Raw genomic sequence first — 21,849 nt, forward strand, 5'->3', positions numbered from 1 at the left:
CGGGTCCGGAGGCCCGGCGACCGTCGGGGACACCGCCCGGCACCTGGTGGTGGCGACACCAGGATCAGCACGCACTCCCGGTCCGCCCACCGTGCCGACAGCCTGGTGCCATGACGCGACGAACCACCTTGATCACCGGCGCCACCCAGGGGATGGGCCGTGGCCTCGCCTTCGATCTCGCCGCCCGTGGTGGCACCGTTCTGCTGCACGGCCGGGACCGTACCCGTCTCGGGAAGGTGGCGGCCGAGGTGCGCGCCGTCGCCCCCGACGCCACCGTCCGCACCTACCTCGCGGATCTGGCCGACCTCGACGAGGTGCATGCGATGGCGGGCCGGATCCGGGCGGCGGAGCCCCGGCTCGACGGTGTGATCCACAACGCCGTTGCGGGCGGCGGAACCGAGCCGCTCCGGCGTGAAGTCAGCCGCCAGGGGCATGAGTTGCGGTTCGCCGTGAATCACCTCGCCCCGTACGCCCTCACCCGGGCGCTGCTGCCGCTGCTGACCGCCTCCGCGCCGGCCCGTGTCGTCAACGTCGCCTCGATCGGCCAGGAGGCCGTCGACTTCGACAACCTCATGCTGGAGCGGGACTACGAGGGGCTGCGCGCCTACTGCCGGAGCAAGCTGGCGCTGATCATGGCGACCTTCCATCTGGCGGCCGAACTGGCGGGCACCGGCGTCACGGTCAACGCGCTGCATCCGGCGCATCTGATGGACACCGACGGGGTGCGCGCGTACGGCCTGACGCCGGTCACCGGCATCGACGAGGGGGTACGCCCCACCGTCCGGCTGCTCCTCGACCCGGATCTCGCCACCACCACGGGCCGCTACTTCGACCAGTTCACCGACAGCCGGGCACACGCCCAGGCCTACGACGCCGAGGCCCGGGAGCGCCTGATGCGGCTGACGCAGGCGCTCGTCGACCGGCCGGATGCCGGAGGGCCGTCCCCGCGCCTCACATGATCCGGCGGAGCAGCCGCTCCTTGGCCGCGGTGAACGGCGGATAGACGGCCCGCACGGTGTCGGGGAAGAGCGGCTTGTCGAGCACGGCCTTGGCGTTGCTGAACGTCTCGACCGAGTGCCGTCCGTGGTAGCGGCCGAGACCGCTCTCGCCGACACCGCCGAAGGGCAGCCCGGGGACGGTGAGATGGGCGTTCGGCAGCCCGAAGCCCACCGCGCCGGAGGAGGTCTCGGTGAGCAGCCGCCGTCTGGTCCGCCGGTCGGTGGTCAAGGCATGCAGGGCGAGCGGCTTGTCGTGGGCGTTGATGAAGGTGAGCGCGGCGTCCGGATCGGGCACGGGCACGACGGAGAAGGTCTGAGGGACCTCGCGGATCATGTCGTCAGCAGCGCCCGGGTGGGGGTGGTCAAGCCCGACCGGGAGATTTACGAGATCGCGGCCGGGCGGGCGGGGGTCGCCGTGGACCGGTGTCTCTTCGTGGACGACCGCCGGGAGAACGTCGAAGCCGCGGTCGCGCTCGGGATGACCGGCGTGCATTACCGCGGGCTCGCGGATCTCCGCGAAGCGTTGGGCTTCCTGCTGGACGGCGGGAACCACCAGGCAGCCCGGAAGTAGCTGCGGCGGCCACCCCGACCAATGAACTGGCCGCCGCGTCTCCGACCTTACCCGTGGGTCACTTACGGGGTCATCACTTGCTCCGCGGCGGGTGTGAGGTGTGCGTCACGCCGTACCAGGGCCGCGTAGCGGCCGTCGGCGGCGAGCAGTTCGTCGTGGGTGCCGCGTTCGGCGATCCGGCCGGCGTCCAGGACGACGATCTGGTCGGCGTCGCGGACCGTGGAGAGGCGGTGGGCGATGGTGAGGGTGGTGCGGCCGGCGGAGAGTTCGTCGATGGCCTGCTGGACGGCGTGTTCGGTGCGGGTGTCCAGGGCGCTGGTGGCCTCGTCCAGGACGAGGACGGGCGGGTCGCGCAGGATGGTCCGGGCGAGGGCGAGGCGTTGTTTCTCGCCGCCGGAGAAGCGGTAGCCGCGTTCGCCGACGAGGGTGTCGTAGCCGTCGGGGAGGGCGGCGATGTGGTCGTGGATCTGGGCGGTCCGGGCGGCGCGTTCGAGCTCCTCGTCGGTGGCGTCCGGTTTGGCGAAGCGGAGGTTGTCGGCGACCGAGGCATGGAAGAGGTAGGTCTCCTGGGAGACCACGCCGACCGCGCGCGCGAGGGTGTCGAAGTCGAGGTCGCGGACGTCCGTGCCGTCGAGGGTGACCCGGCCCCCGGTCACGTCGTAGAGCCGCGGTACGAGATAGCTCAGGGTGCTCTTGCCGCTGCCGGTCGGGCCGACGACGGCGAGGCTGCCGCCGGAGGGGACGGTCAGGTCGATGCCGTCGAGGGTGGCGGCGGCCTCCGGGTCATAGCGGAACGTCACGTTCTCGAAGCGTATTTCGCCGCGCGGGGCGGCGATCCGGACCGGCTCGGCGGGTTCGGTGAGGGCGACCGGCAGATCGAGGTATTCGAAGATGCGCTGGAAGAGGGCGAGCGAGGTCTGCATCTGCACGCCGGTGGAGAGCAGCGAGACGGTGGGACGCAGCAGGCCCTGCTGGAGCGAGACGAAGGCGACCAGGGTGCCGAGGGAGAAGGCCGGGCCGCCCAGTTCGAGGACCAGACCGGCCGCCCAGTAGATCAGCGCGGGCATGGCGGCCATGACGATCCCGATGGTGGCCATCCGCCAGCGGCCGGCCATGCTGGCGCGGACCTCCAGGTCGACCAGGCGCTCGGATTCACCGGCGAAGGTCCGGGTGAGGGAGTCGGCGCGGCCCATCGTGCGGCCGAGGAGGATGCCGCTGACCGAGAGGGACTCGGTGACCATCGCGGACATGGCGGCCATCTGCTTCTGCCGCTGGGTGGTGATCTTCTTGCGCTCGTTGCCGACCCGGCGGCTGATCCAGACGAAGAGCGGAAGCAGCAGCAGGGAGACCACGGTCAGCCGCCAGTCGAGGGCGAGCATGGCGCAGACGGTGGCGAGGACGGAGGTGAGGTTGGAGACCAGGGAGGTGGCCGTGGAGGTGACGGTCGCCTGCATACCGCCGATGTCGTTGGCGATCCGGGACTGGACCTCGCCCGTACGGGTGCGGGTGAAGAAGGCCAGCGGCATCCGCTGGAGTTTGGCGTAGACGGCGGTGCGCAGGTCGTGCATGACGCGCTGGCCGACCGTGGTGGACAGCAGGGTCTGCAGGACACCGAAGACGCTGGTGGTGATCGCGGTGGCGATCATGCCGAGGGCGAGCAGGGTGAGCAGTCCGGTGCGCCGGCCGGGGATCGCCACGTCCAGGATCGCGCGGAGCAGGAACGGCGAGGCGACCGAGACCAGCGAGGAGGCGCCGACGAGCAGGCCGACGAGGGCGAGCCGGGCGCGGTAGGGGCGGAAGAGCGCGAGAATCCGCCGCAACTGGACCGGCTTTTCCGGGTCCTTGGGCGGCGGGGTCCACTGGGGTTCGTCGCTGCGCATGGGCTCCTTCGAGGGGTGCGGAAACGAGGCGGGGCGGGCAGGGAGGCAGGGGCGGACGGGCAAGGCGGACGGGAGTCAAACATCGTGGAGCCTAGCTCATTGTTACCTATGCTCACAATGAAGTATGTCCTGCTGTCCGCTATCCTCGCGGTATGCCCTCCCCCGAGCCGACGGTCAGCACCAGCAACCTCGCCGAGCAACTGGTACGGCTGACCCGCCGGATGCACCGCGCCCAGAAGCACCATCTGGCAGACCTGGACATCGCCTTCACCCCCGCACAGTCCCGGCTCCTGCGGATCGTCGACCACTACCGCGACGCCCCGCCGCGGATGGCCGACCTCGCCGAGCGGCTGGAGGTCGTCCCGCGCGCGGTGACCACGCTGGTGGATGCACTGGAGGCGCACGACGCGGTGCGACGGGTGCCCGATCCGGCCAACCGGCGGGTGATCCGGATCGAGCTGACCGACACCGGCCGGGCCACGCTGCGGGCGTTGCGCAGCGCGCGGAAGGCCGCCGCGGAGGAGATCCTGGCACCACTCACCGCCGATCAGCGCGAGGTGCTCGGCGGACTGCTGTCCACCCTGGTCGACGGCCCGGGTACCCCGCAGTGAGCCAGGTCCGTCCGGCGGTCCCGTGAACCGGGCGGCCGGACCGCCGGACCGGCCCTGACGCACCGTCAACCGGAGGAGTGTCACCATGCCCCTGCTGGAGCCGGACCCCGAGACCCTGCGGCCCCACGCCCCTGGCGGCCCGGCCCACGACCGGGTGGCCGGCCCGCGGGCGTCCGGCACCCCCGAGCCGCTGCGCGGTGAACTGACCGCCCTGCTCGGTGCGGACAAGGTGCTCCACCGCCTCTCCGACCTGGTCCGCTACGCCTCCGACGCCGGCCCGTACCGCTTCGTGCCGCAGGTCGTGGTGGTGGCCGAGGACCTCGATGACATCTCCGCGGTCTTCTCCTACGCGCACGCCAGGGGCCGCAAGGTCGTCCTCCGGGCCGCCGGGACCTCGCTCAACGGCCAGGCGCAGGGCGAGGACATCCTCGTCGACGTCCGCCGGCACTGGTCCGGCATCGAGGTGCTCGACGGCGGGGCCCGTGCCCGCATCCGGCCGGGGACCACCGTGCTCCGCGCCAACACCACGCTGGCCCGGTACGGCCGGGTGCTCGGGCCCGACCCCGCGAGCGCCGTGGCCTGCACGCTGGGCGGTGTGGTCGCCAACAACGCCTCCGGGATGACGGCCGGCACCACCCGTAACTCCTACCGCACGCTGGCCTCGGCCACCCTCGTGCTGCCGTCGGGCACGGTCGTGGACACCGCGGCACCGGACGCCGACGCGCAGCTGGCGCACGCCGAACCGGCGTTGTGCGCGGGCCTGCTGGCGCTCAAGGCGGAGATCGAGGCCGATCCGGAGCTGGTGGCCAGGATCCGCGCCAAGTACGAGATCAAGAACACCAACGGCTATCGTCTGGACGCCTTCCTCGACGGTGCGACACCGGCGGCGATCCTGCGCGGACTGGCGGTCGGCTCCGAGGGCACCCTCGGCTTCCTGGCCGAGACCGTCTTCGACACCCTGCCGCTGGACCGGTACGCCTCCAGTGCGCTGCTGTTCTTCCCGACGCTCGGCGCCGCGGCCGCGGCCGTACCGCGGTTCAGCGCGGCGGGCGCGCGGGCCGTGGAGCTGATGGACGGCAACACGCTGCGCGCCTCGGTGCGGGTGACCGGGGTGCCCGCCGACTGGGCGGAGCTGCCCAAGGAGACCACCGCACTGCTGGTGGAGTTCCGGGCCCCCGACGAGGCCGGACAGCAGGCGTACGAACGGGCCGCGGCGCGGGTGCTGACGGAACTGGAACCGATCGCGCCGGTCCCGTCCGTCACCAATGCCTTCACCCGGGACGCGGGCGCGATCGGCGGTTACTGGAAGGCCCGCAAGGCGTTCGTGACGGCGGTGGGCGGCTCCCGGCCGCCGGGGACAACGCTGATCACCGAGGACTTCGCGGTGCCGCCGGACCGGCTCGCCGAGGCCTGTGCGGCCCTGCTGGAACTCCAGTCCCGGCACGGCTTCGACGCGGCGGAGCCGTCCGAGGTGGCGCGCTACGCCGCGTTCATGGAGGAGTTCTGCCGGCTGACCGTCCAGCGCTTCGACGGATCGCTGAAGGCCGAGCACGCCACCGGGCGGAACATCGCGCCGTTCCTGGAGCTCGAATGGGGCGCGCGGGCCACGGAGTTGATGTGGCGGATCAAGGAGACCGTGGACCCGCACGGCATCCTGGCACCACGCATCCTCCTCGACCGCGACCCGCGGGCGCATCTGCGCGGGCTGAAGACCATCCCCCGGGTCGAGGCCCGCGCCGACCCGTGCATCGAATGCGGCTTCTGCGAACCGGTCTGCCCCAGCGGGGACCTGACCACCACTCCGCGCCAGCGGATCGTGCTGCGCCGCGAGATGCTGCGCCAGCCGGCCGGCTCCCCCGTCACCACGGCGCTGCTGGACGCCTACGGCCATGACGCGGTGGACACCTGCGCCGGCGACTCGCTCTGCGGTCCGGCCTGCCCGGTGGGGATCGACACCGGCGCGCTGATGAAGGAGTTCCGGCACCGGCGCCACTCTCCGCGCGAGGAGTGGGTCGCCGCGCAGTCGGCGCGGCGGTTCAAGGCCGTCGAGCGGGCGGCGTGGCTGGCGGTGGCCACCGCCGACCGGATCGGTGGACGGGCGCTGAGGCCGGTGACCGGCGCCGCCCGTAAGGCCGTACGCCCCGATCTGGTGCCCGAGTGGCTGCCGGAGATGCCCGGCGCGGCCCCCCGGAAGCGGCCCGCGACCCGGCGGGCGGAGGCGGTCGCGGTCTACTACCCGGCGTGTGTGAACCGGATCTTCGGGCCGCCCGCCGGGTTCCGCGGGCTGTCGCTGCCCGAGGCGGTGGTGGCGGTGTCGCGGCGGGCGGGCCGGCCGGTGTGGATTCCGCCGGGGGTGGCCGGTACGTGCTGCGCCACGATCTGGGCCTCCAAGGGGTACCGGCGCGGCGCCGGGGTGATGGCCAACCGCATCGTCGAGGCGGCCTGGGGCTGGACGGCCGGCGGACGGCTGCCGCTGGTGGTGGACGCGTCCTCGTGTGCGCTGGGTCTCGCCCAGGACGTCGTGCCGTATCTGACGCCCGCCAATCGCGCCCTGCATACCGAGTTGACCGTCGTCGACTCGGTCGTCTGGGCCGCCGGGGAGCTGCTGCCCCGTCTGGAGATTCTGCGCACGGTCGGCTCGGCGGTGCTCCATCCCACCTGCGCCATGGAGCACTTGGGCGACGGGGCGCAGCTGCGCCGGGTCGCCGAGGCCTGTGCGCGGGAGGTCGTGGTGCCGGACGACGTGGGCTGCTGTGCGTTCGCCGGTGACCGCGGGATGCTGCACCGGGAGCTGACCGAGTCGGCCACCGCGAAAGAGGCGGCCGAGGTGACCGCCCGGCACTTCGACGCGCATCTGTCGGCGAACCGGATGTGCGAGGTCGGGATGGACCATGCGACGGCGGGCCGGGGCTATCACTCGGTCCTCCAGGCGCTGGAGCTGGCGAGCCGGCCCGCTTGAGGCGTGCCCTGGCGGGGCCCGCACCCGCCGGGCAGGTCAGGTCCGCCCGGCGGGTGCGGGAGCGCGGGTCGGTCAGCGCGTGAGATGCAGCGCCACGGCTGTCTTGGCGGGGACCGTCAGCTGCGCCTTCCCGTCGTCCCCGACGGTGACCGTGTGGCCGTCGCAGGCGGACGGCGCGGCCGCGACGACGTTGCAGTAGGTGCCGGCGGGCAGCGAGGTCGCGAAGGTCTGCTTCAGCTCCGCGTCACCGTTGTTGAGGGCGACGAACCCCTTGCCGCCTCGCCCGAAGGCGATCGCGCTGCCGCCGTTGTCCCACCAGTCGGTCAGCTCCGCCGGGCCCACCGCGTTGCGGAAGCCGACCATCCCGGTGATCGCGCGCTGGGCGTGCAGGCGGGTCCAGCCGTCGTTGCCGCTGGGCGGTCCGGCGTCCTTGTCGGTCCACTCGTAGCCGGAGTAGACGTTCGGGGACCCGTAGGGCGAGGCGAGCATGAAGACATTGGCGAGCGTGTAGGCCGCGCCGTCCTTGTAGGTGAGCGTGGAGCCGTTGCGCTCGGTGTCCCAGTTGTCGACGAAGGTACGGGCCTTGTCGCTGGCGAGCTTGCCGTCCGCGACGGACTTGAGCTGTGTGAGGTTGCCGCCCTGGAAGGCGCTTTTGAGGTGGCTGCCGTAACGGAATTCGTCGACGTCGCCGTTGCCGGTGTACTCCTCGGGCTGTACTGCCTCGCCGGCGCCGTGGATGACTTCCTGCACCCAGTAGCCGGGGTCGCGCATCTTGCCCTTGATGGCGGCGAGGTCGGCGGCGGAGATGTGTTTGGCGGCGTCCACCCGGAAGCCGTCCACGCCCAGGGACCGCAGATCGTCGAGGTACTTGGCGATGGTGCCGCGGACCTCGTCGCGGCCGGTGTCGAGGTCGGCGAGGCCCACCAGTTCGCAGGTCTGCACGTCCTGGCGGTTGCCGTAGTCGGAGATGCTCTTGCGGCAGCCGTGGAAGTCCTGGTCCTGGTAGGTGCCGGGGTAGCCGTACTTGGTGTACCTGGTGCCGCCGGTGCCCGTGCCGGCGCCGGCCGCCATGTGGTTGATGACGGCGTCCGCGATGACCTTGACGCCCGCGCCGTGGCAGGCGTTGACCATCGAGGCGAACGCCCGCCGGTCGCCCAGCCGTCCGGCGATCTTGTAGCTGACGGGCTGGTAGGAGGTCCACCACTGGCCGCCCTTGATGTGCTCGGTGGCGGGTGAGACCTCGACGGAGCCGTAGCCGGCCGGGCCGAGCTGATCGGTGCAGGCCTTGGCGACGTCCGCGTACTTCCACTCGAACAGCGTGGCGGTGACGGTCTTTTCGCCGGGCGGGGCGGCCTGGGAGGACCACGGCGCGAAGGTGGCGAGGCCGGCCGCGGCCAGTACTCCGGCCAGCGCCCCGCCCACCACACGGGTACGTTGCTGCATCTTGCGGCTCCTTGGTCATGGGGCGCGGCAGCGCGCACCGCGCCCACGAAGCAGCCACGCGCCGGCCGCCATGGGGGGATGTCCGTACCGGAGCCTGCCGTTCGCCTCGTGGACACGTCAAGGCTTTCCGCAAGACTTTTCAGCGACTTGCGAAAGGATCTGGCGGCGGTGCGTCCGGCCTTGCCGCGATCGGTCCGCTCATGCGGCAAAGAGTCCAAGTGTGCCGTAACAAGAGTCCAATCGGCCCTCTTGTGCCCCCGCCCGACGGCCGACAGGGTCCTCACCGAGGTTCACGTATGCCCCGGTACACCACCGCTCCTGGAGGACCGATGAACGAGGCACCATCGCAGAACCACGACCACAACGAGGCCGGGCCGAGCCGCCGTTCGGTGCTGTGGACCGCCGGCGCGGCGGGCGCCGGCCTGGGGCTCGGCGGGCTCTCCGCCGCACCGGCCGAGGCGGCCGCACCCGCGGCGGCGGGCCCCGCGTCGGCCGCCGCCTCCCCGCGCGCCACGGGCCGGACGATGATCGGAGTGCCGTTCGAGCGGCGCGGCACCGTACGCGTCGGCATCATCGGCCTCGGCAACCGGGGCGGCAGCATGATCGACCTCTTCCTCACGGTGCCGGGTGCCCGGGTCGTCGCCCTGTGCGACCCGGTCAAGGAGAAGACCGCCAAGGCCGCCAAGAAGGTCACCGACGCGGGGCAGCCGGCGCCCGCCGTTTACACCAACGGCGAGCACGACTTCGAGAACCTCTGCAAGCGCGGCGACATCGACTTCGTCTACGCGGCCACGCCCTGGGACCGGCACTTCGAGATGGCGAAGACCGCGATGCTCAACGGCAAGCACGTGGGCGTCGAATGCCCGCTCGCGCTGCGCCTGGACCAGCTGTGGGAGCTGGTCGACCTCTCCGAGCGCACCCGCAGACACTGCCTCCAGCTGGAGAACTGCTGTTACGGCCGCAACGAGATGCGGGTCCTGCGGATGGCCCGTGCCGGGCTGTTCGGCGATCTGCTGCACGGCGCCGGCGCCTACAACCACGATCTGCGCGGCCTGATGTTCGACCCGAAGTACTACGAGGGGCCCTGGCGCCGGCTGTGGCACACCCGGCTGCGCGGTGACCTCTACCCCAACCACGGCTTCGGTCCGGTCGCCAACTACATGGACATCAACCGCGGCGACCGCGCCGTACGGATCTCCAGCTTCGGTACGCCCGCGCTCGGTCTCGCCGCCTACCGCAAGGCGCACATGCCGCCGGACGACCCCAGCTGGAAGGAGTCGTACATCGAGAGCGACCGGACCATCAGCCTCGTACAGACCGCCAAGGGGCGGGTGATCCGGCTGGAGCACGATGTCTCCACCCCGCACCCCTACAGCCGGATCAACAGCCTCGGCGGCACCAAGGGCGTCTTCGAGGACTACCCCGAGCGGATCTATCTGGAGCCGGACCAGAGCAACGACGAGTGGGGCGACTTCAGCACGTACGCGGAGTGGGACCACTGGCTGTGGAAGGAGCACGCCAACCCGCCCGGCGGCCACGGCGGGATGGACTACATGCTGGTCTTCCGGCTGATCCAGTGCATGCGGCTGGGCCTCGTACCGGACTTCGACGTCTATGACGCGGCGACGTGGACCGCGCCGGTGCCGCTGAGCGATCTCTCGATCAAGGCGAAGGGCGCCCCGCAGGAGATCCCCGACTTCACCCGCGGGCTGTGGAAGAAGGCGCGGCCGGGGATGGATTCGAAGAAGCCCGAGTAGAAGCCGGCGGCGTTCCGGGGCCCGGCGGGCGGCCGCACGCCGGCCGGGCCCGGCGCCTCAGGCGCCGCGGGGTGGGGCGGAGGTGACGCCCGGTCCGCCCCGGGCGGGAGCGAGCACGGTGCCTGCGGACCTCACCCCGCGAGATGCGCCTTGTCCCCCATGACGACGACGGGGTGCCGCGCCGGATCGAGGGTGCGCAGCAGGGCCCGCATCCCGGACTCCGGGAGGCTGACGCAGGCGGAGGTGCCGCTGCCGTGGTCCAGATGCAGCCAGACCCCGCCCCCCTTCGACTGCCCCTGCGGCCGCGTCGGGTCCAGAGGGGAGGCCCCCTTGACGCGGTTGTAGTTGATCGCGACGACATAGTCGAAGTCGTGCCGGGTGGACTTGGGCCAGTACGCCGGCGGGGTGAACGCCGAGGAGTGCGTATAGGGCAGCTTGGCGCCGGGGTCCGCGAGGACGCCGCCCGCATCGGTCAGCGAGAAGACGCCGACGGGGCTGCGCTTGTCGCCCTCGTGATGGTTCACCGTCCAGCCGCGGCGGCCGTTGTGTGCGCCCCAACTCCCCTTGCGGTCCCAGCCTTTGGCGCCCTTGTCGTAGAGGACGACGGTGGCGTCGGCGGAGTTCACGCCTTCGCCGTAAACCGCCACGACCTGCCGGGCAGCGGCCGGGATGCGGGACCGCAGCGCCGCGCCGACGTCGGGGATGTGCGTGGGGTGCGTGGTGGAGGAGCCGCCGCGGGCCGCCCCTCCGGGGCGCTCCCCCTTCGCCGCGCCGTCGTCCTTGCCGCCGCCCTGGGCGCTGTCCGCACCACCGCCGCAGCCCGCCACGAGAACCAGCCCCGCGGCGGCCACCGCCGCCCTCCGCATCGCACTGCCCGCTGTCCGCATGGCCCCATGGTCGCACCACGGCTCCGACGACCGTTCAGCGCACGCCCGTCGCGCGCCCGTCGCCGCACGATTGTCCGGATCGTGCGGTCACAGCGGAAAAACCGTTTGAAATCCGCCCAGCCCGCGGGCCAATCTGCGAAGACCTCCCGGCGACGAGCCCGCCCGGGAGGGCATTTCGCCTGCCGGGACGGCCCGCTGCCGCCCCTCACCACGACTCCGGCTGGAACAGCATGCACCTTCGTGACCTTCCGCACCCCGACCCGGGCGTCCCCGACGTCCGTACGGGCGGCGCCTTCCTCCGGTGGCTCTGCGGACAGCAGCTGGGCGGCCAGCTCAAGGCCTTGGCCTGGGGCCTGCTGAATGTCGGCGCCATCGCCGCCTCCCCGCTGCCGGTGGGCCTCGCCGTGCAGGCCGTGGTGGACCGCGACGGCGGACGGCTCCTCCTGGCCGGCGGTCTGCTCCTGGCCCTGGGCGTACTGATCGCGGTGGGCGACACCATGCTCCACCGCGTGACCGTCACCAACTGGATCAGCGCCGTCGCCCGGATGCAGCAGCTGCTCGCCCGTAAGACCACGGAACTGGGCTCGGCCATGACCCGACGGGTCGCGGCCGGCGAGATCGTCACCGTCAGTACCGGCGACCTGGAGAAGATCGGCTGGTTCGTGGAGGCCCTTTCCCGGTTCGCCGCGTCGGCGCTGATCACGGTCGGCGTCGCGGTGACACTGGCGTTCTACCAGCCGGAACTGGGCATCCTGGTGGCCCTCGGCGTCCCCGTACTGGCGCTGGCCGTCCTGCCGTTGCTGCCGCCCGCGACCCGCCGCGCCGACACCCAGCGCGAGAAGGCCGGCCGGGCCACCGAGCTGGCCTCCGACACCGTCGCCGGGCTGCGGGTACTGCGCGGCATCGGCGGCGAGGAACTCTTCCTCGGCCGCTACCGCAGCGCCTCCCAGGAGGTCCGCGAGGCCGCCGTCCGCAGCGCCAGGATGTGGTCCCTGATCTCGGCCGTCCAGGTACTGCTGCCGGGTCTGCTGCTCATCGCGGTGGTCTGGTACGGCACCCGGCTCGCCCTCGACGGCACCATCGCCGTCGGCGATCTCGTCACCATCTACAGCGCGGTCGCCTTCCTGCTCTCCCCGCTGCGGCACTTCGAAGAGATCGCCCAGGCCTACTCGTTCGCGAAGCCCTCGGCGAAGCGCACGGCCCGCGTCCTGGCACAGCACCGGCCGGCCGGCGGACGGACCGAGGACCGGGGGACGGCACCCAGCGGCACACTGCACGACCCGGTCAGCGGGCTGACCGCCCCGGCCGGCCGGCTGACCGCGGTGGTCTGCGGCGACCCCGACACCGCGGGCCGGCTCGCCGAACGCCTCGGCGGACACCCGGCACAGACGGACGAGGAGGACAACGACCGGACCGCCCTGTCCGTCGTCCTCGGCGGCACCCCGCTGGACGACCTGCCCCGGGACGCCGCCCGCAGCGCCGTCCTCGTCCAGGACAAGGACCCGATGCTGCTCTCCGGCACGCTCGGCGAGCTGCTCGACGTGCCGGGCTCCGGGCAGGTGGCGGCGGCCGATGCGCTGGCCGCGGCGCAGTGCGGCGATGTCCTGACCGCGCTGGCGCAAGCCTCGGCGGACGACTCGGGAGACCCGATGCGCACCTACATCACCGAGCGCGGACGGTCGTTGTCCGGCGGGCAGCGGCAGCGGCTGGCCCTGGCCCGGTCGCTGGTCACCGACCCCGAGGTGCTGGTCCTCGACGAGCCGACCAGCGCCGTAGACGCCCACACCGAGGCCCGGATCGCCGACGGACTGCGGACACTCCGGACCGGACGCACCACGGTCGTGCTCACCTCCAGCCCGCTCCTCCTGGACCGGGCCGAGCAGGTGGTGTTCCTGCAGGAGGGCAAGGTCGTCGCCGCGGCTCCGCACCGCGAACTGCTGCACACCCACCCCGCCTACCGCGCGGTCGTCACCCGCGAAACGGACCCCGAGCCGGCGCTGTCGGCCGGCCAGACCGAGGAGCCCGCATGATCGGCCTGGCGCCCCCGGACCACGATCCGGACGCCCCGCAGACCCTCACCACCCTCCCCGTCGGCTCACCGGCAACGGTCCGCAGCTACGTCGGCGGCCTGATCCGCCGTCACCGCAGGGCATTCACCGTCCTGGTCGCGGTGAACGCCGCCGCGGTGATCGCCTCCATGGCCGGCCCGTATCTGCTCGGCGGCGTCGTCGAAAGACTGTCCGCGGGCGCCCGTGACCTCCAACTGGGGCGCACCGTCGCCCTGTTCGCCGTCGCGCTCGCCGCCCAGACGGTGTTCGTACGGATGGTCCGGCTGCGCGGGGCGATGCTCGGTGAGCGGATGCTGGCGGATCTGCGGGAGGACTTCCTCGTCCGGTCCGTGGCACTGCCGCCGGGCGTACTGGAGCGGGCCGGCACCGGCGATCTGCTGTCACGGATCACCACGGACATCGACCGGCTCTCCAGCGCGATGCGCGAGGCCGTTCCGCAACTGGCCATCGGCGTGGTGTGGGTGGCGCTGCTGATCGGCGGGCTGACCGTGACCGCGCCGCCGCTGGCCCTGTCCGGGGTGATCGCGCTGCCGCTGCTGATCGCCGGCTGCCGCTGGTACTTCAGGCGGGCGCCGAGCGCCTATCGGTCGGAGGCCGCCGGTTACGCCGCGGTGTCCGCCGTACTCACCGAGTCCGTGGACGCGGGACGGACGGTCGAGGCCCACCGGCTGGGCGCCCGCCGGATCGCGCTGTCGGAGCGCCGCATCAAGGAATGGACCCAGTGGGAGCGCTACACGCTCTATCTGCGCTCGGTGCTCTTCCCCGTCGTCGATATCTGGTACGTGCTGCTGCTGGGCTCGGTGTTGCTGCTCGGCGGCGCCTTCGTCCTCCAGGGCTGGATCAGTCCCGGGCAGCTGACGACGGGGGCGCTGCTGGGGCAGATGATGGTCGAGCCGGTCGGCATGATCCTTCGCTGGTACGACGAGCTGCAGGTGGCCCAGGTGTCCATCGCGCGGCTCGTCGGCGTCCGGGAGATCCCGCCGGAGACCACCGCAGCGGACCTGCGACCGAACGGCCGTGACCTGCACGCCGACGAGGTGAGCTTCGGCTACCACGCGGGCACCGATGTGCTGCGCGAGGTCTCGCTACGGGTCCGGCCGGGGGCCCGGCTGGCACTGGTGGGGCCGTCCGGCGCCGGCAAGTCGACGCTGGGCCGGCTGCTGGCCGGTGTCTACGGGCCCCGCGTCGGCAGCGTCACCCTGGGCGGCGCCGAACTCTCCACGATGCCGGCCGAGCGCATCCGCGAACAGGTGGCGCTGGTCAACCAGGAACACCATGTCTTCGTCGGCTCGCTCCGCGACAACCTCCTGCTGGCGCGCGACGGCGCGGCGGATGCCGAACTGTGGGCCGCACTCGGCGCGGTGGACGCCGACGACTGGGCGCGGGCCCTGCACAAGGGCCTGGACACCGAGGTCGGCTCGGGCGGCCGCTCCCTGACTCCCGCGCAGGCGCAGCAGATCGCGCTGGCCCGTCTGGTGCTGGCCGATCCGCACACCCTGGTGCTGGACGAGGCGACCTCCCTGCTCGACCCACGGGCGGCCCGCCACCTGGAACGCTCACTGGGCAGAGTGCTCGACGGCCGTACGGTCGTGGCCATCGCCCACCGGCTGCACACCGCACACGACGCCGATGTGATCGCCGTCGTCGAGGACGGCCGGATCAGCGAACTGGGCAGCCACGATGAACTGGTCACCGCCGACGGCGCCTACGCGGCACTCTGGCGGTCCTGGCACGGGTGAGCTGAGTTCCGGCTGGTGGTGCCGGTACTGCCGGTACGGCTGGTACCTCCTGCCGGTACGGTACGGCGGCGCAGACCGCGTTGGGTCTGCGCCGCCGTTTCACTGTGCGGGACGGGGCAGTTGGCGGAGTCGTCGTGCGTGCGCCGCCTTGCGGGACGGTCAGCCCGCGGAGCCGCCCTGCATCGCCTTGCGCAGATCGCGCGTCTGCTGGGCCAGGGTCTTCAGGTCGACCTTCTTGAGGGAGGGCGAGGACGCGTCGCCCACGCCGACCACATCGCCGACCGAGGTGCTGTCGGCCCAGACGCACAGGGGGATGTAGATGCCGTCCCCCTTGGAGATGCCGCAGCGGAGCACGCCTCCCTTCGCGCCGGGGTCCTGGAGACCGAAGTCCTTCGGCCCGACGGCCATCTGGTTCGGGGCGAGCGCCGCCACCACCCGCTGCGCGGGGTCGGCCACCGTGCCCCCACCGGTGTGAACGGTCAGCATGACCTCTGGATTGTTCCCCGGGTGGTAGACCGAGTCGGCCTGGGCCAGCCCCTTCAGCTCCGGGAACGACGCGGGCTTCCGCTTCTCCGGCGGGAACATCTGCGAGGTCGACTTCGCGTCGTAACGCAGTTCCGCCGGCGCCGACTTCACCACCTTGGGGATGGCCAGCGCCGCCCCCTTGGAGCCGTTCCGCCCCTGGCCCTGCTCCCCTTCCTGGCTCTGCTGCTGCCCCTGTCGCGCCTCGGTGTCGTCCCCGCCGCCGAGCTGCGACCACAGCAGATAGCCGCCACCGGCGAGCAGCACGACGACGGCCAGCACAACGGTCAGGATCAGTCCGGTGCGCTGGCGAGGCGGCGGCGGAGGCGGCGGTGCGAAGCCCGCGCCTCCTGCCGGGCCCGGCTGTCCGTTCGGGGGCGTAGCGCCGTGCTGCGGCGGAACCGGTGCGCCGGGATAGGGCGGCAGCGGGGCACCATATCCGGATTGCGGCGTCTGCGGCGGCTGGTGGGTCACGTTGTCGGTTCCCTCAATCATCGGTTGCAGGAGCCTGGACATCCTTCCGCATCCCACGAATTCACCGACGGCAGGGTGAGCTGTTCTCGGGACTGACATCAGGGGGTGGCAGCAGGGCTCGCATCAGGGCACCTCACCTCAGGGGGAGCTGGTGAGGATGACGAGCTGCCGGGTCGCCCGCGTCATCGCGACATAGCGGTCAACCGCCCCTCCAACCCCCTTGCCGAACCGCTCCGGGTCGACGAGGACGACCAGGTCGAACTCCAGCCCCTTCGACAGCTCCGGGGTCAGCGACCGGACACGGGACGTCGCCCGGAAGGTGGGATCGCCGATGACACAGGCGGTCCCGTCGGCATGCGCCGCCCGACCAGGTGTCGAGGATGGAGTCCAGATCAGCCACCGATCCGTGGACGACGGGGAGCCCGCTGCTGCGGATCGAGGCCGGAACGTTGGCGTCCGGAAGCACGGCCCGGATCACCGGTTCGGCCTCCGCCATGACCTCTTCCGGCGTCCGGTAATTGATGCCCAGGGAGGCCAGGTTGATCCGGTCCAGCCCGATCCGCTCCAGCCGTTCCTGCCACGACTCCGTGAACCCGTGCCGGGCCTGGGCGCGGTCCCCGACGATGGTGAAACTCCGGGACGGACAGCGCAGCAACAGCATCTGCCACTCCGCGTCGGTCAGTTCCTGCGCCTCGTCCACGACGATGTGCGCGAACGGGCCGGCCAGCCGGTCCGGGTCGACGCCGGCCGGCGCGGTTTCGTCGACCAGCCGGTCCTGGAGGTCCTGTCCGCGCAGCATCGTCACCGCGCCTTCGCCGTCGGCGTCAGCCGCGACGATGTCATCGATGACATCGGCCATGCGCATGCGTTCGGCGGCGACAGCGGCCTTGTGCCGCCGCTGCCTCCGTGCCGCCTCCGGATCGCCGAGCCGCTGCCGCGCCGCGTCCAGGAGCGGCAGGTCGGACACCGTCCAGGCCTGGGGGTCCCGGCGCCGCAGCTTCCGTACCTCCTCGGGACCGAGCCAGGGCGCGCACATCCGCAGGTAGGCGGGCACCGACCAGAGGTCTCCGACGAGGTCGGCCGCTTCCAGCAGCGGCCACGCACGGTTGAGGGTGGTGACCAGCTCCTCGTCACGCAGCAGCGACCGCCGGAAGAGGTCGGGCGGCACATCACCCTCCTGCCTCTCCAGCAGGATCGTGACGAGTTCCTCCCAGATCTGCTCACGCGCCTCGTTGTGCGGCGTGCCCGGTTCCGGTGCGTCGAACGCCTCGGCCCAGTCGTCGGCGCTCAGCCAGATGTCGGACCAGTCCGTCGTGACCGTCATCCCCTCGGCGGGCGGCTCTTCGTAGAGCCTGACGGCCGCCTCGATCGCCCGCACCATGTCCGCCGACGACTTCAGGAGCGCCACGTCCGGATCGGTCTCGTCCGCCGCGGCGGCCCCCTCGGCGACGAGGTCCCGCACGGTGCAGGTCTGCACGCCCTCCTCGCCGAGGCTGGGCAGCACATCGGCGACGTAGGCCAGGTAGGGCCGGTGCGGTCCGACGAACAGCACACCGCCCCGACGGTGACCGAGACGGGGGTCGGAGTGCAGGAGGTAGGCGGCGCGGTGCAGCGCCACGACGGTCTTCCCCGTCCCCGGCCCGCCGTCGACGACCAGCGCACCGCGCGAACCCGCGCGGATGATGGCGTCCTGGTCGGCCTGGAGGGTGCCGAGCACATCGCGCATCCGTGCCGACCTGCTGCTGCCCAGGCTCGCGATGAAGGCGGACTGATCGTCGAGCGCGGCGTGCCCGGCACACCCGTCCGCGGTGAACACCTCGTCCCAGTAGTCACTGATCCGGCCGCGGGTCCAGCGGTATCTGCGACGGCTCGCCAGACCCATCGGATGGGCGTGCGTGGCGCCGAAGAACGGCTCGGCCGCCGGGGACCGCCAGTCGAGCAGCAGCCGACGCCCCGCGCCGTCGGTGAGACCGAGCCGTCCCACGTACACCGGCTCGGGACGATCCGTCCCGACCATGCGGCCGAGGCACAGATCCAGCCCGAACCGACGCAGCGCCCGAAGCCGAGCGGTCAGCCGATGCACCTCCGCGTCCCGCTCCATCGCCTGCCGTCCCACCCCACCGGGCGCCCGCCGCTCGGCATCGAGCCGACCGGACAACTCGGCAATCGTCTGCTCCAGGCTCTCCGCGAGAGCCGCGAAGTACTGCTCGTCGTGGGCTGTCAGAGCCGGATCGGCCTTGGGGGAGAGGTGTTCGGGGAGGTCGAAGACGGGGGTGGTGAGGGACGTGGCCGGGGAGGTGGTCAGGGCGGTGGTCAGTGGGTTCATGTCATCTACTCCGTTTTCGGGCGGCTCGCGCCATGGGGGGGCTGGGGGGGCGAAGCGCCTTGGGTTGCGGGGCTGGTGCTCCCTGGTTGCGCGCTCGTGCTCCCGAACTGGCTCGGCGGCCCGCGCACCGTTCAGGCAGGCATCAGCGGCCAAGGGCCTGCGAAGCACCTCGGTTCTCAGTTCCTCCGCTCCCGAACTGGCTCAGCACCCGGCACAATTCACGCGGACACCGGCGGCCAAGCCGGCAGCGAAGACCTCTCTCAGCTGATCGCGTCGAGCAGCAGCTTCGCGGCTGCCGCCGCCCCGTCGCAGCTGATCACGCGGGCCACGGCCCTCGCTCGTGCGCAGGTCTCGGGTGCCAGCGCCACCTTGAGCGCGGCCGACAACGACTCGAAGCCCGGCACAGGACCGTCGTGTGCCACCCCGATGCCCAGGTCGGCAACCCGTCCGGCCCAGTACGGCTGATCGGCAGCCTGGGGTACGACCACCTGCGGCGCACCGGCCCGGGTCGCCGTAGTGGTGGTGCCCGCGCCACCGTGGTGCACGACGGCGGCCACCCGGCCGAAGAGTTCCTGCTGGTTCACCTCGCCGACAACGAAGCAGTCGTCCCGGTCGTCGAGCAGGGCCAGCTCGGCCCACCCGCGCCTGACGAGCGCGCGACGGCCCTGTGCCCGGGCCGACTCAATGGCCACCTGGGCGACATCCGCCGACGCATGCATGGGCATACTGCCGAAGCCCACATATACCGGTGGCTCACCGGCGTCCAGGAACGCCACCAACCCGGCCGGCAGCGGGCGTTCATCGGGCAGGAACCACGCGCCGGTCCGGACGACATCGAGGTCCGGTGTCTCCCTCCACGGGTCCAGGACCGGGTCCGTCGCCAGCCACGGCCGGTCGCCGACGACGTAGGCGCGCACGTCGTCCACCGGGGACAGACCGTTCGCCACCCGGTTCGTGTTGAGCGCCGCGCCGAACAGCGCATTGACGCTCCGGGCATCCAGGTCCCACAGCACCCGGTTGTCGGTCTCCCCCGGCGGGAACGGGCGGCCCGGATACGCCAGTGGCGGGTGGTGCGGCGACGGCAGGTCGAGCTGCTGGAAGGTCACGTACACGGAGCGGATGCCCATTTTCTCGGCCACCGACAGCGCACCGGCCACAGCCGGCAGCATGCCCGTCGCCACCAGCACCTCACACCCCTCAGCCGCCGCGGCGACCACATCGAACTGGGCGGCGATCAATTCGGCCGCGTACCGGGGCAGGGCTGACGGCGGCGGTGCCGCAGCCATCAGCTCGCGCGCCGACGGACCGACCGCCACCATGGGCACACCGACAGCGGCCAGCCGCTCCGCGAACTCCTCATCCGGCGGCGCACACACCCGCACCCCCACCCCGAGTTCCCGCAACCGCACCGCGAGCCCCACCAACGGTTCGACGTCCCCACGCGACCCATACGTCGACAACAACACCCGCACTTCGCCCCACCCATTTCCGCAACTACTCGCTTCGGCGGGCGATTCTGCGGCACAACGGGGGGCTTGCCGCAAGGCCCCCTGTGCGCTATAAGTTAAGAGTGGCAAGGAGAGGTGGATCTCCTTGCCTTTGCTTTTGGGCTGATATCGCCAACCCACGTGGGGCGCGGTGACAAGGGAGTCCAAGTCTGCCGTCACAACCGAACTTTGGGCCCTTCGTCCCCTGCGGGCAGCCGATGCCTTGAAATCGGTCATTCAGGTAGCTCGGCGGCTACTGCTCCTCAGCGGAGAGTCGTCGCACCTCGAAGTGGAAGCACCCGTATTCCAGTGCCCTGATGTGCACGAGCTCCACGTCCGGATCGTTGAAAGCATCGTCGAAGGCTGCATCGAAGCCGGCCGTGGCGTCGGCCGGAATCTCCAGAAGGCGGCCACCTGCGATATGACCCCGGGCGTCATAGCGGCGCACGGTACGCAGGGCGCCCGGCCGGGCGAAGGGATAGCTCTCGCCGGGGGTGAACCCACCGCAGTCATCGGCGTGGATGAAGACGGGGCCCTGTTCGTCGTACGCGCCCGGATCGGCACCTTTCGCGGCGGCCCAACGACGCAACGGGGCGTACGAAACAAGGGCAATCCGCTCGCCGAGCGTGATGGGGCGCAGGCAGCAGCGCAGCGGGGAGCCCACGTCGTCGCGGGTCGCGATGTACGGGGCGCAGGGGCGGCCCGCGTCATCGGCAACCCGCAACTCTTTGAGGACGGCTGTAGCAACGGGGAGCGCGGTGTACCTGGTCATGTGCCCACGCTGGCCCGACGCACGTGTGTGTGCCGGCAGGAAACGGACGTCGCGTTGGTGCCTGCCCCCGCAGGAGACTGACCGGAAACGTCACACCGGCTGAACGCAGGCCGCCTACGATCGCCGACCTTGGGAATCGATCATCCAGGGCAGAAGCCGCGACCAAGGGAAGGGTGCCTGCGCAGGCATCGAAAAACAGGCAAGGAATGTCACGCAGCCAAACGAAGGTCCGCTCGTCGATCCACTCGACAAGCAACCGGTCCGGCGCCGTACTGCCGTGCCCGACAGGCCATCCCCGTTGCGGTCACGAGCGCCGCGCAATGGCGAACCGCCCGCTGCCGGCCCCTCGCCACCACACCAGCACCCCACCGCGCTGCACCGCAGACGGCGGGGGGACTCACATTCTCAGGTGTCCAATCCGCCCCACAGGTCAGATGTACCCGAGCGCGCCCAGACCGCCGATCCCGCCCAGCACCATGAACAGCGGCATCAGCACCTTCAGCTCCACCCAGCTTCCGGCCTTGAAACGCATGCCCTTGGGCGGGCCGACGGGGTACCAGCGCTTACGGCCTATCGGGATCGGCCACAGGATGGGGCAGCCAGAGACGGTGAGTGCGTCGCCGATGTCATGGACCAGCGCGCCGAGTACGACCGGCAGCCCCAGCCAGAGGTATTGCTGCCCCGGCTCGGTGAACAGCCAGCTCGCACCATTACCCGGCTGATCGAGAACGCCGGCCAGGATCCACGCCGAGGCCGCACCCAGCAGCCACACCAGCACATCGCTGGAGACCCGTGCCGCCCTCCACAGCAACCCCTCGATGGCGAGCACCATATGAACGAAGAGGATGCCGAGCACCGCCCAACGGCCGCCCTGCATCGCCAGTAGCGACATCCCGCCGCCGACCAGCACGGCCCACACCCAGGTGTGGGTGAGGGTACGGTGACCTCCATTGCGGTTCGAGTCACCGCGCATCTTGGTGGCCTTGTAGACCGCGTGCGAGATGGCGTCGACCACCTCGCACAGCATCCGTGACAGCGGGCCGAACGCCCGCGAAATGGTCGCGGACTTGTGGTCGAGGTCCGGGGCAAGCGCCGCTCCGGCACAGATCAGAGCCCCACAGACGAGCACCGGCCAGGGCATCGGGTATCCCGCGGCACCCGCCGCCGCGCCCACCCCCAGCCAGGCCGCAGCCCCGGACAGCGAGTGCGCCGGTCCCATCATGGTTCTTTCCACCCCTTGTTCTCTTGCGCATGCCGCTGCGCGATGTCTGGCCTTCGCGCCATTAGGCCGTGCCACTGACGCCCGATCGGCGACTCAGCGTAGCGCCAGATGATCTCCGCCCGAGGAGCGGGT

13 protein-coding genes and 3 pseudogenes are annotated in these 21,849 nt (G+C 71.6%); 7 read left to right on the top strand and 9 right to left on the bottom strand.

Translation table 11 applies throughout. The features are described from left to right. Positions 1–110: 110 nt before the first annotated feature. Entirely contained in the window at positions 111–959 is an 849-nt protein-coding gene (locus tag ACFW5B_RS07980; RefSeq protein WP_386434897.1) for an SDR family NAD(P)-dependent oxidoreductase, read from the top strand. On the opposite strand, the pseudogene ACFW5B_RS07985 reads toward ACFW5B_RS07980, so the two are convergent. Next, a pseudogene (locus ACFW5B_RS07985) lies at positions 952–1,290 on the bottom strand (aldehyde dehydrogenase family protein); the annotation flags it as partial. The gene ACFW5B_RS07980 and the pseudogene ACFW5B_RS07985 sit on opposite strands and share 8 nt — an antisense overlap. A gap of 18 nt (positions 1,291–1,308) precedes the next feature. Here ACFW5B_RS07985 and ACFW5B_RS07990 point away from each other — a divergent pair. Continuing rightward, positions 1,309–1,569, top strand: a pseudogene (locus tag ACFW5B_RS07990) (HAD-IA family hydrolase); the annotation flags it as partial. Between the two features lie 62 nt (positions 1,570–1,631). Here ACFW5B_RS07990 and ACFW5B_RS07995 read toward each other — a convergent pair. Next, positions 1,632–3,449: an ABC transporter ATP-binding protein gene (locus tag ACFW5B_RS07995; RefSeq protein ID WP_386434900.1), complete on the bottom strand. Its 1,818-nt coding sequence runs from the start codon at positions 3,447–3,449 to the stop codon at positions 1,632–1,634. Positions 3,450–3,601: 152 nt separating this feature from the next. Here ACFW5B_RS07995 and ACFW5B_RS08000 point away from each other — a divergent pair, with 152 nt between their 5' ends. Next, on the top strand, positions 3,602–4,060 hold the full coding sequence (locus ACFW5B_RS08000) for a MarR family winged helix-turn-helix transcriptional regulator (RefSeq protein WP_386434903.1): 459 nt from the start codon (positions 3,602–3,604) through the stop codon (positions 4,058–4,060). Between the two features lie 85 nt (positions 4,061–4,145). Beyond that, a complete protein-coding gene (locus tag ACFW5B_RS08005) occupies positions 4,146–7,019 on the top strand; it encodes an FAD-binding and (Fe-S)-binding domain-containing protein (RefSeq protein WP_386434906.1) in 2,874 nt (957 codons plus the stop codon). 72 nt (positions 7,020–7,091) lie between these two features. On the opposite strand, the gene ACFW5B_RS08010 is transcribed toward ACFW5B_RS08005, so the two are convergent. Continuing rightward, positions 7,092–8,462 carry an alpha-amylase family protein gene (locus tag ACFW5B_RS08010; RefSeq protein WP_386434909.1) on the bottom strand — a complete coding sequence of 457 codons (1,371 nt, stop codon included), beginning with the start codon at positions 8,460–8,462 and terminating at the stop codon, positions 7,092–7,094. 329 nt (positions 8,463–8,791) lie between these two features. Here ACFW5B_RS08010 and ACFW5B_RS08015 point away from each other — a divergent pair, with 329 nt between their 5' ends. Continuing rightward, positions 8,792–10,219 (top strand): Gfo/Idh/MocA family protein, encoded by a 1,428-nt coding sequence (locus tag ACFW5B_RS08015; protein WP_386434912.1) that lies wholly within the window; start codon positions 8,792–8,794, stop codon positions 10,217–10,219. 131 nt (positions 10,220–10,350) lie between these two features. On the opposite strand, the gene ACFW5B_RS08020 is transcribed toward ACFW5B_RS08015, so the two are convergent. Further along, positions 10,351–11,106, bottom strand: coding sequence for a hypothetical protein (locus tag ACFW5B_RS08020; RefSeq protein WP_386434915.1), 756 nt, complete (start codon positions 11,104–11,106; stop codon positions 10,351–10,353). 230 nt (positions 11,107–11,336) lie between these two features. Here ACFW5B_RS08020 and ACFW5B_RS08025 point away from each other — a divergent pair, with 230 nt between their 5' ends. Both ACFW5B_RS08025 and ACFW5B_RS08030 read left to right on the top strand, forming a co-directional pair. After that, the gene (locus tag ACFW5B_RS08025) at positions 11,337–13,136 is read left to right on the top strand and encodes an ABC transporter transmembrane domain-containing protein (RefSeq protein WP_386434918.1); all 1,800 of its coding nucleotides are present in this window, start codon (positions 11,337–11,339) and stop codon (positions 13,134–13,136) included. Beyond that, complete coding sequence (locus tag ACFW5B_RS08030; protein ID WP_386434933.1) at positions 13,133–14,914, top strand: ABC transporter ATP-binding protein; 1,782 nt, start codon at positions 13,133–13,135, stop codon at positions 14,912–14,914. Before ACFW5B_RS08025 ends, ACFW5B_RS08030 begins: the two co-directional genes overlap by 4 nt. 159 nt (positions 14,915–15,073) lie before the next feature. Here ACFW5B_RS08030 and ACFW5B_RS08035 read toward each other — a convergent pair whose 3' ends face one another. The 5 genes and pseudogenes from ACFW5B_RS08035 to ACFW5B_RS08055 all read right to left on the bottom strand — a co-directional run bounded on the left by ACFW5B_RS08035 (position 15,074) and on the right by ACFW5B_RS08055 (position 21,717). Then, complete coding sequence (locus ACFW5B_RS08035) at positions 15,074–15,931, bottom strand: hypothetical protein (protein WP_386434936.1); 858 nt, start codon at positions 15,929–15,931, stop codon at positions 15,074–15,076. 117 nt (positions 15,932–16,048) lie between these two features. Continuing rightward, positions 16,049–18,236: pseudogene (gene helR, locus ACFW5B_RS08040) on the bottom strand (RNA polymerase recycling motor ATPase HelR). 260 nt (positions 18,237–18,496) lie between these two features. After that, positions 18,497–19,702: a glycosyltransferase gene (locus ACFW5B_RS08045; protein WP_386435183.1), complete on the bottom strand. Its 1,206-nt coding sequence runs from the start codon at positions 19,700–19,702 to the stop codon at positions 18,497–18,499. 274 nt (positions 19,703–19,976) lie between these two features. Beyond that, positions 19,977–20,495 carry a DUF1203 domain-containing protein gene (locus tag ACFW5B_RS08050; protein WP_386434939.1) on the bottom strand — a complete coding sequence of 173 codons (519 nt, stop codon included), beginning with the start codon at positions 20,493–20,495 and terminating at the stop codon, positions 19,977–19,979. Positions 20,496–20,925: 430 nt separating this feature from the next. Next, a complete protein-coding gene (locus ACFW5B_RS08055) occupies positions 20,926–21,717 on the bottom strand; it encodes a metal-dependent hydrolase (protein ID WP_386434942.1) in 792 nt (263 codons plus the stop codon). Positions 21,718–21,849: the final 132 nt, after the last annotated feature.

This window comes from Streptomyces sp. NPDC058773, from assembly GCF_042746015.1.
GTDB lineage: Bacteria > Actinomycetota > Actinomycetes > Streptomycetales > Streptomycetaceae > Streptomyces.

Coding starts and splice junctions, on each gene's coding strand:
- ACFW5B_RS08025 (WP_386434918.1), top strand. CDS start 11,337: ATGCACCTTCGTGACCTTCCGCACCCCGACCCGGGCGTCCCCGACGTC.
- ACFW5B_RS08010 (WP_386434909.1), bottom strand. CDS start 8,462: ATGCAGCAACGTACCCGTGTGGTGGGCGGGGCGCTGGCCGGAGTACTG.
- ACFW5B_RS08015 (WP_386434912.1), top strand. CDS start 8,792: ATGAACGAGGCACCATCGCAGAACCACGACCACAACGAGGCCGGGCCG.
- ACFW5B_RS08055 (WP_386434942.1), bottom strand. CDS start 21,717: ATGATGGGACCGGCGCACTCGCTGTCCGGGGCTGCGGCCTGGCTGGGG.
- ACFW5B_RS08030 (WP_386434933.1), top strand. CDS start 13,133: ATGATCGGCCTGGCGCCCCCGGACCACGATCCGGACGCCCCGCAGACC.
- ACFW5B_RS08035 (WP_386434936.1), bottom strand. CDS start 15,931: ATGATTGAGGGAACCGACAACGTGACCCACCAGCCGCCGCAGACGCCG.
- ACFW5B_RS08020 (WP_386434915.1), bottom strand. CDS start 11,106: ATGCGGACAGCGGGCAGTGCGATGCGGAGGGCGGCGGTGGCCGCCGCG.
- ACFW5B_RS07980 (WP_386434897.1), top strand. CDS start 111: ATGACGCGACGAACCACCTTGATCACCGGCGCCACCCAGGGGATGGGC.
- ACFW5B_RS08050 (WP_386434939.1), bottom strand. CDS start 20,495: ATGACCAGGTACACCGCGCTCCCCGTTGCTACAGCCGTCCTCAAAGAG.
- ACFW5B_RS07995 (WP_386434900.1), bottom strand. CDS start 3,449: ATGCGCAGCGACGAACCCCAGTGGACCCCGCCGCCCAAGGACCCGGAA.
- ACFW5B_RS08005 (WP_386434906.1), top strand. CDS start 4,146: ATGCCCCTGCTGGAGCCGGACCCCGAGACCCTGCGGCCCCACGCCCCT.
- ACFW5B_RS08000 (WP_386434903.1), top strand. CDS start 3,602: ATGCCCTCCCCCGAGCCGACGGTCAGCACCAGCAACCTCGCCGAGCAA.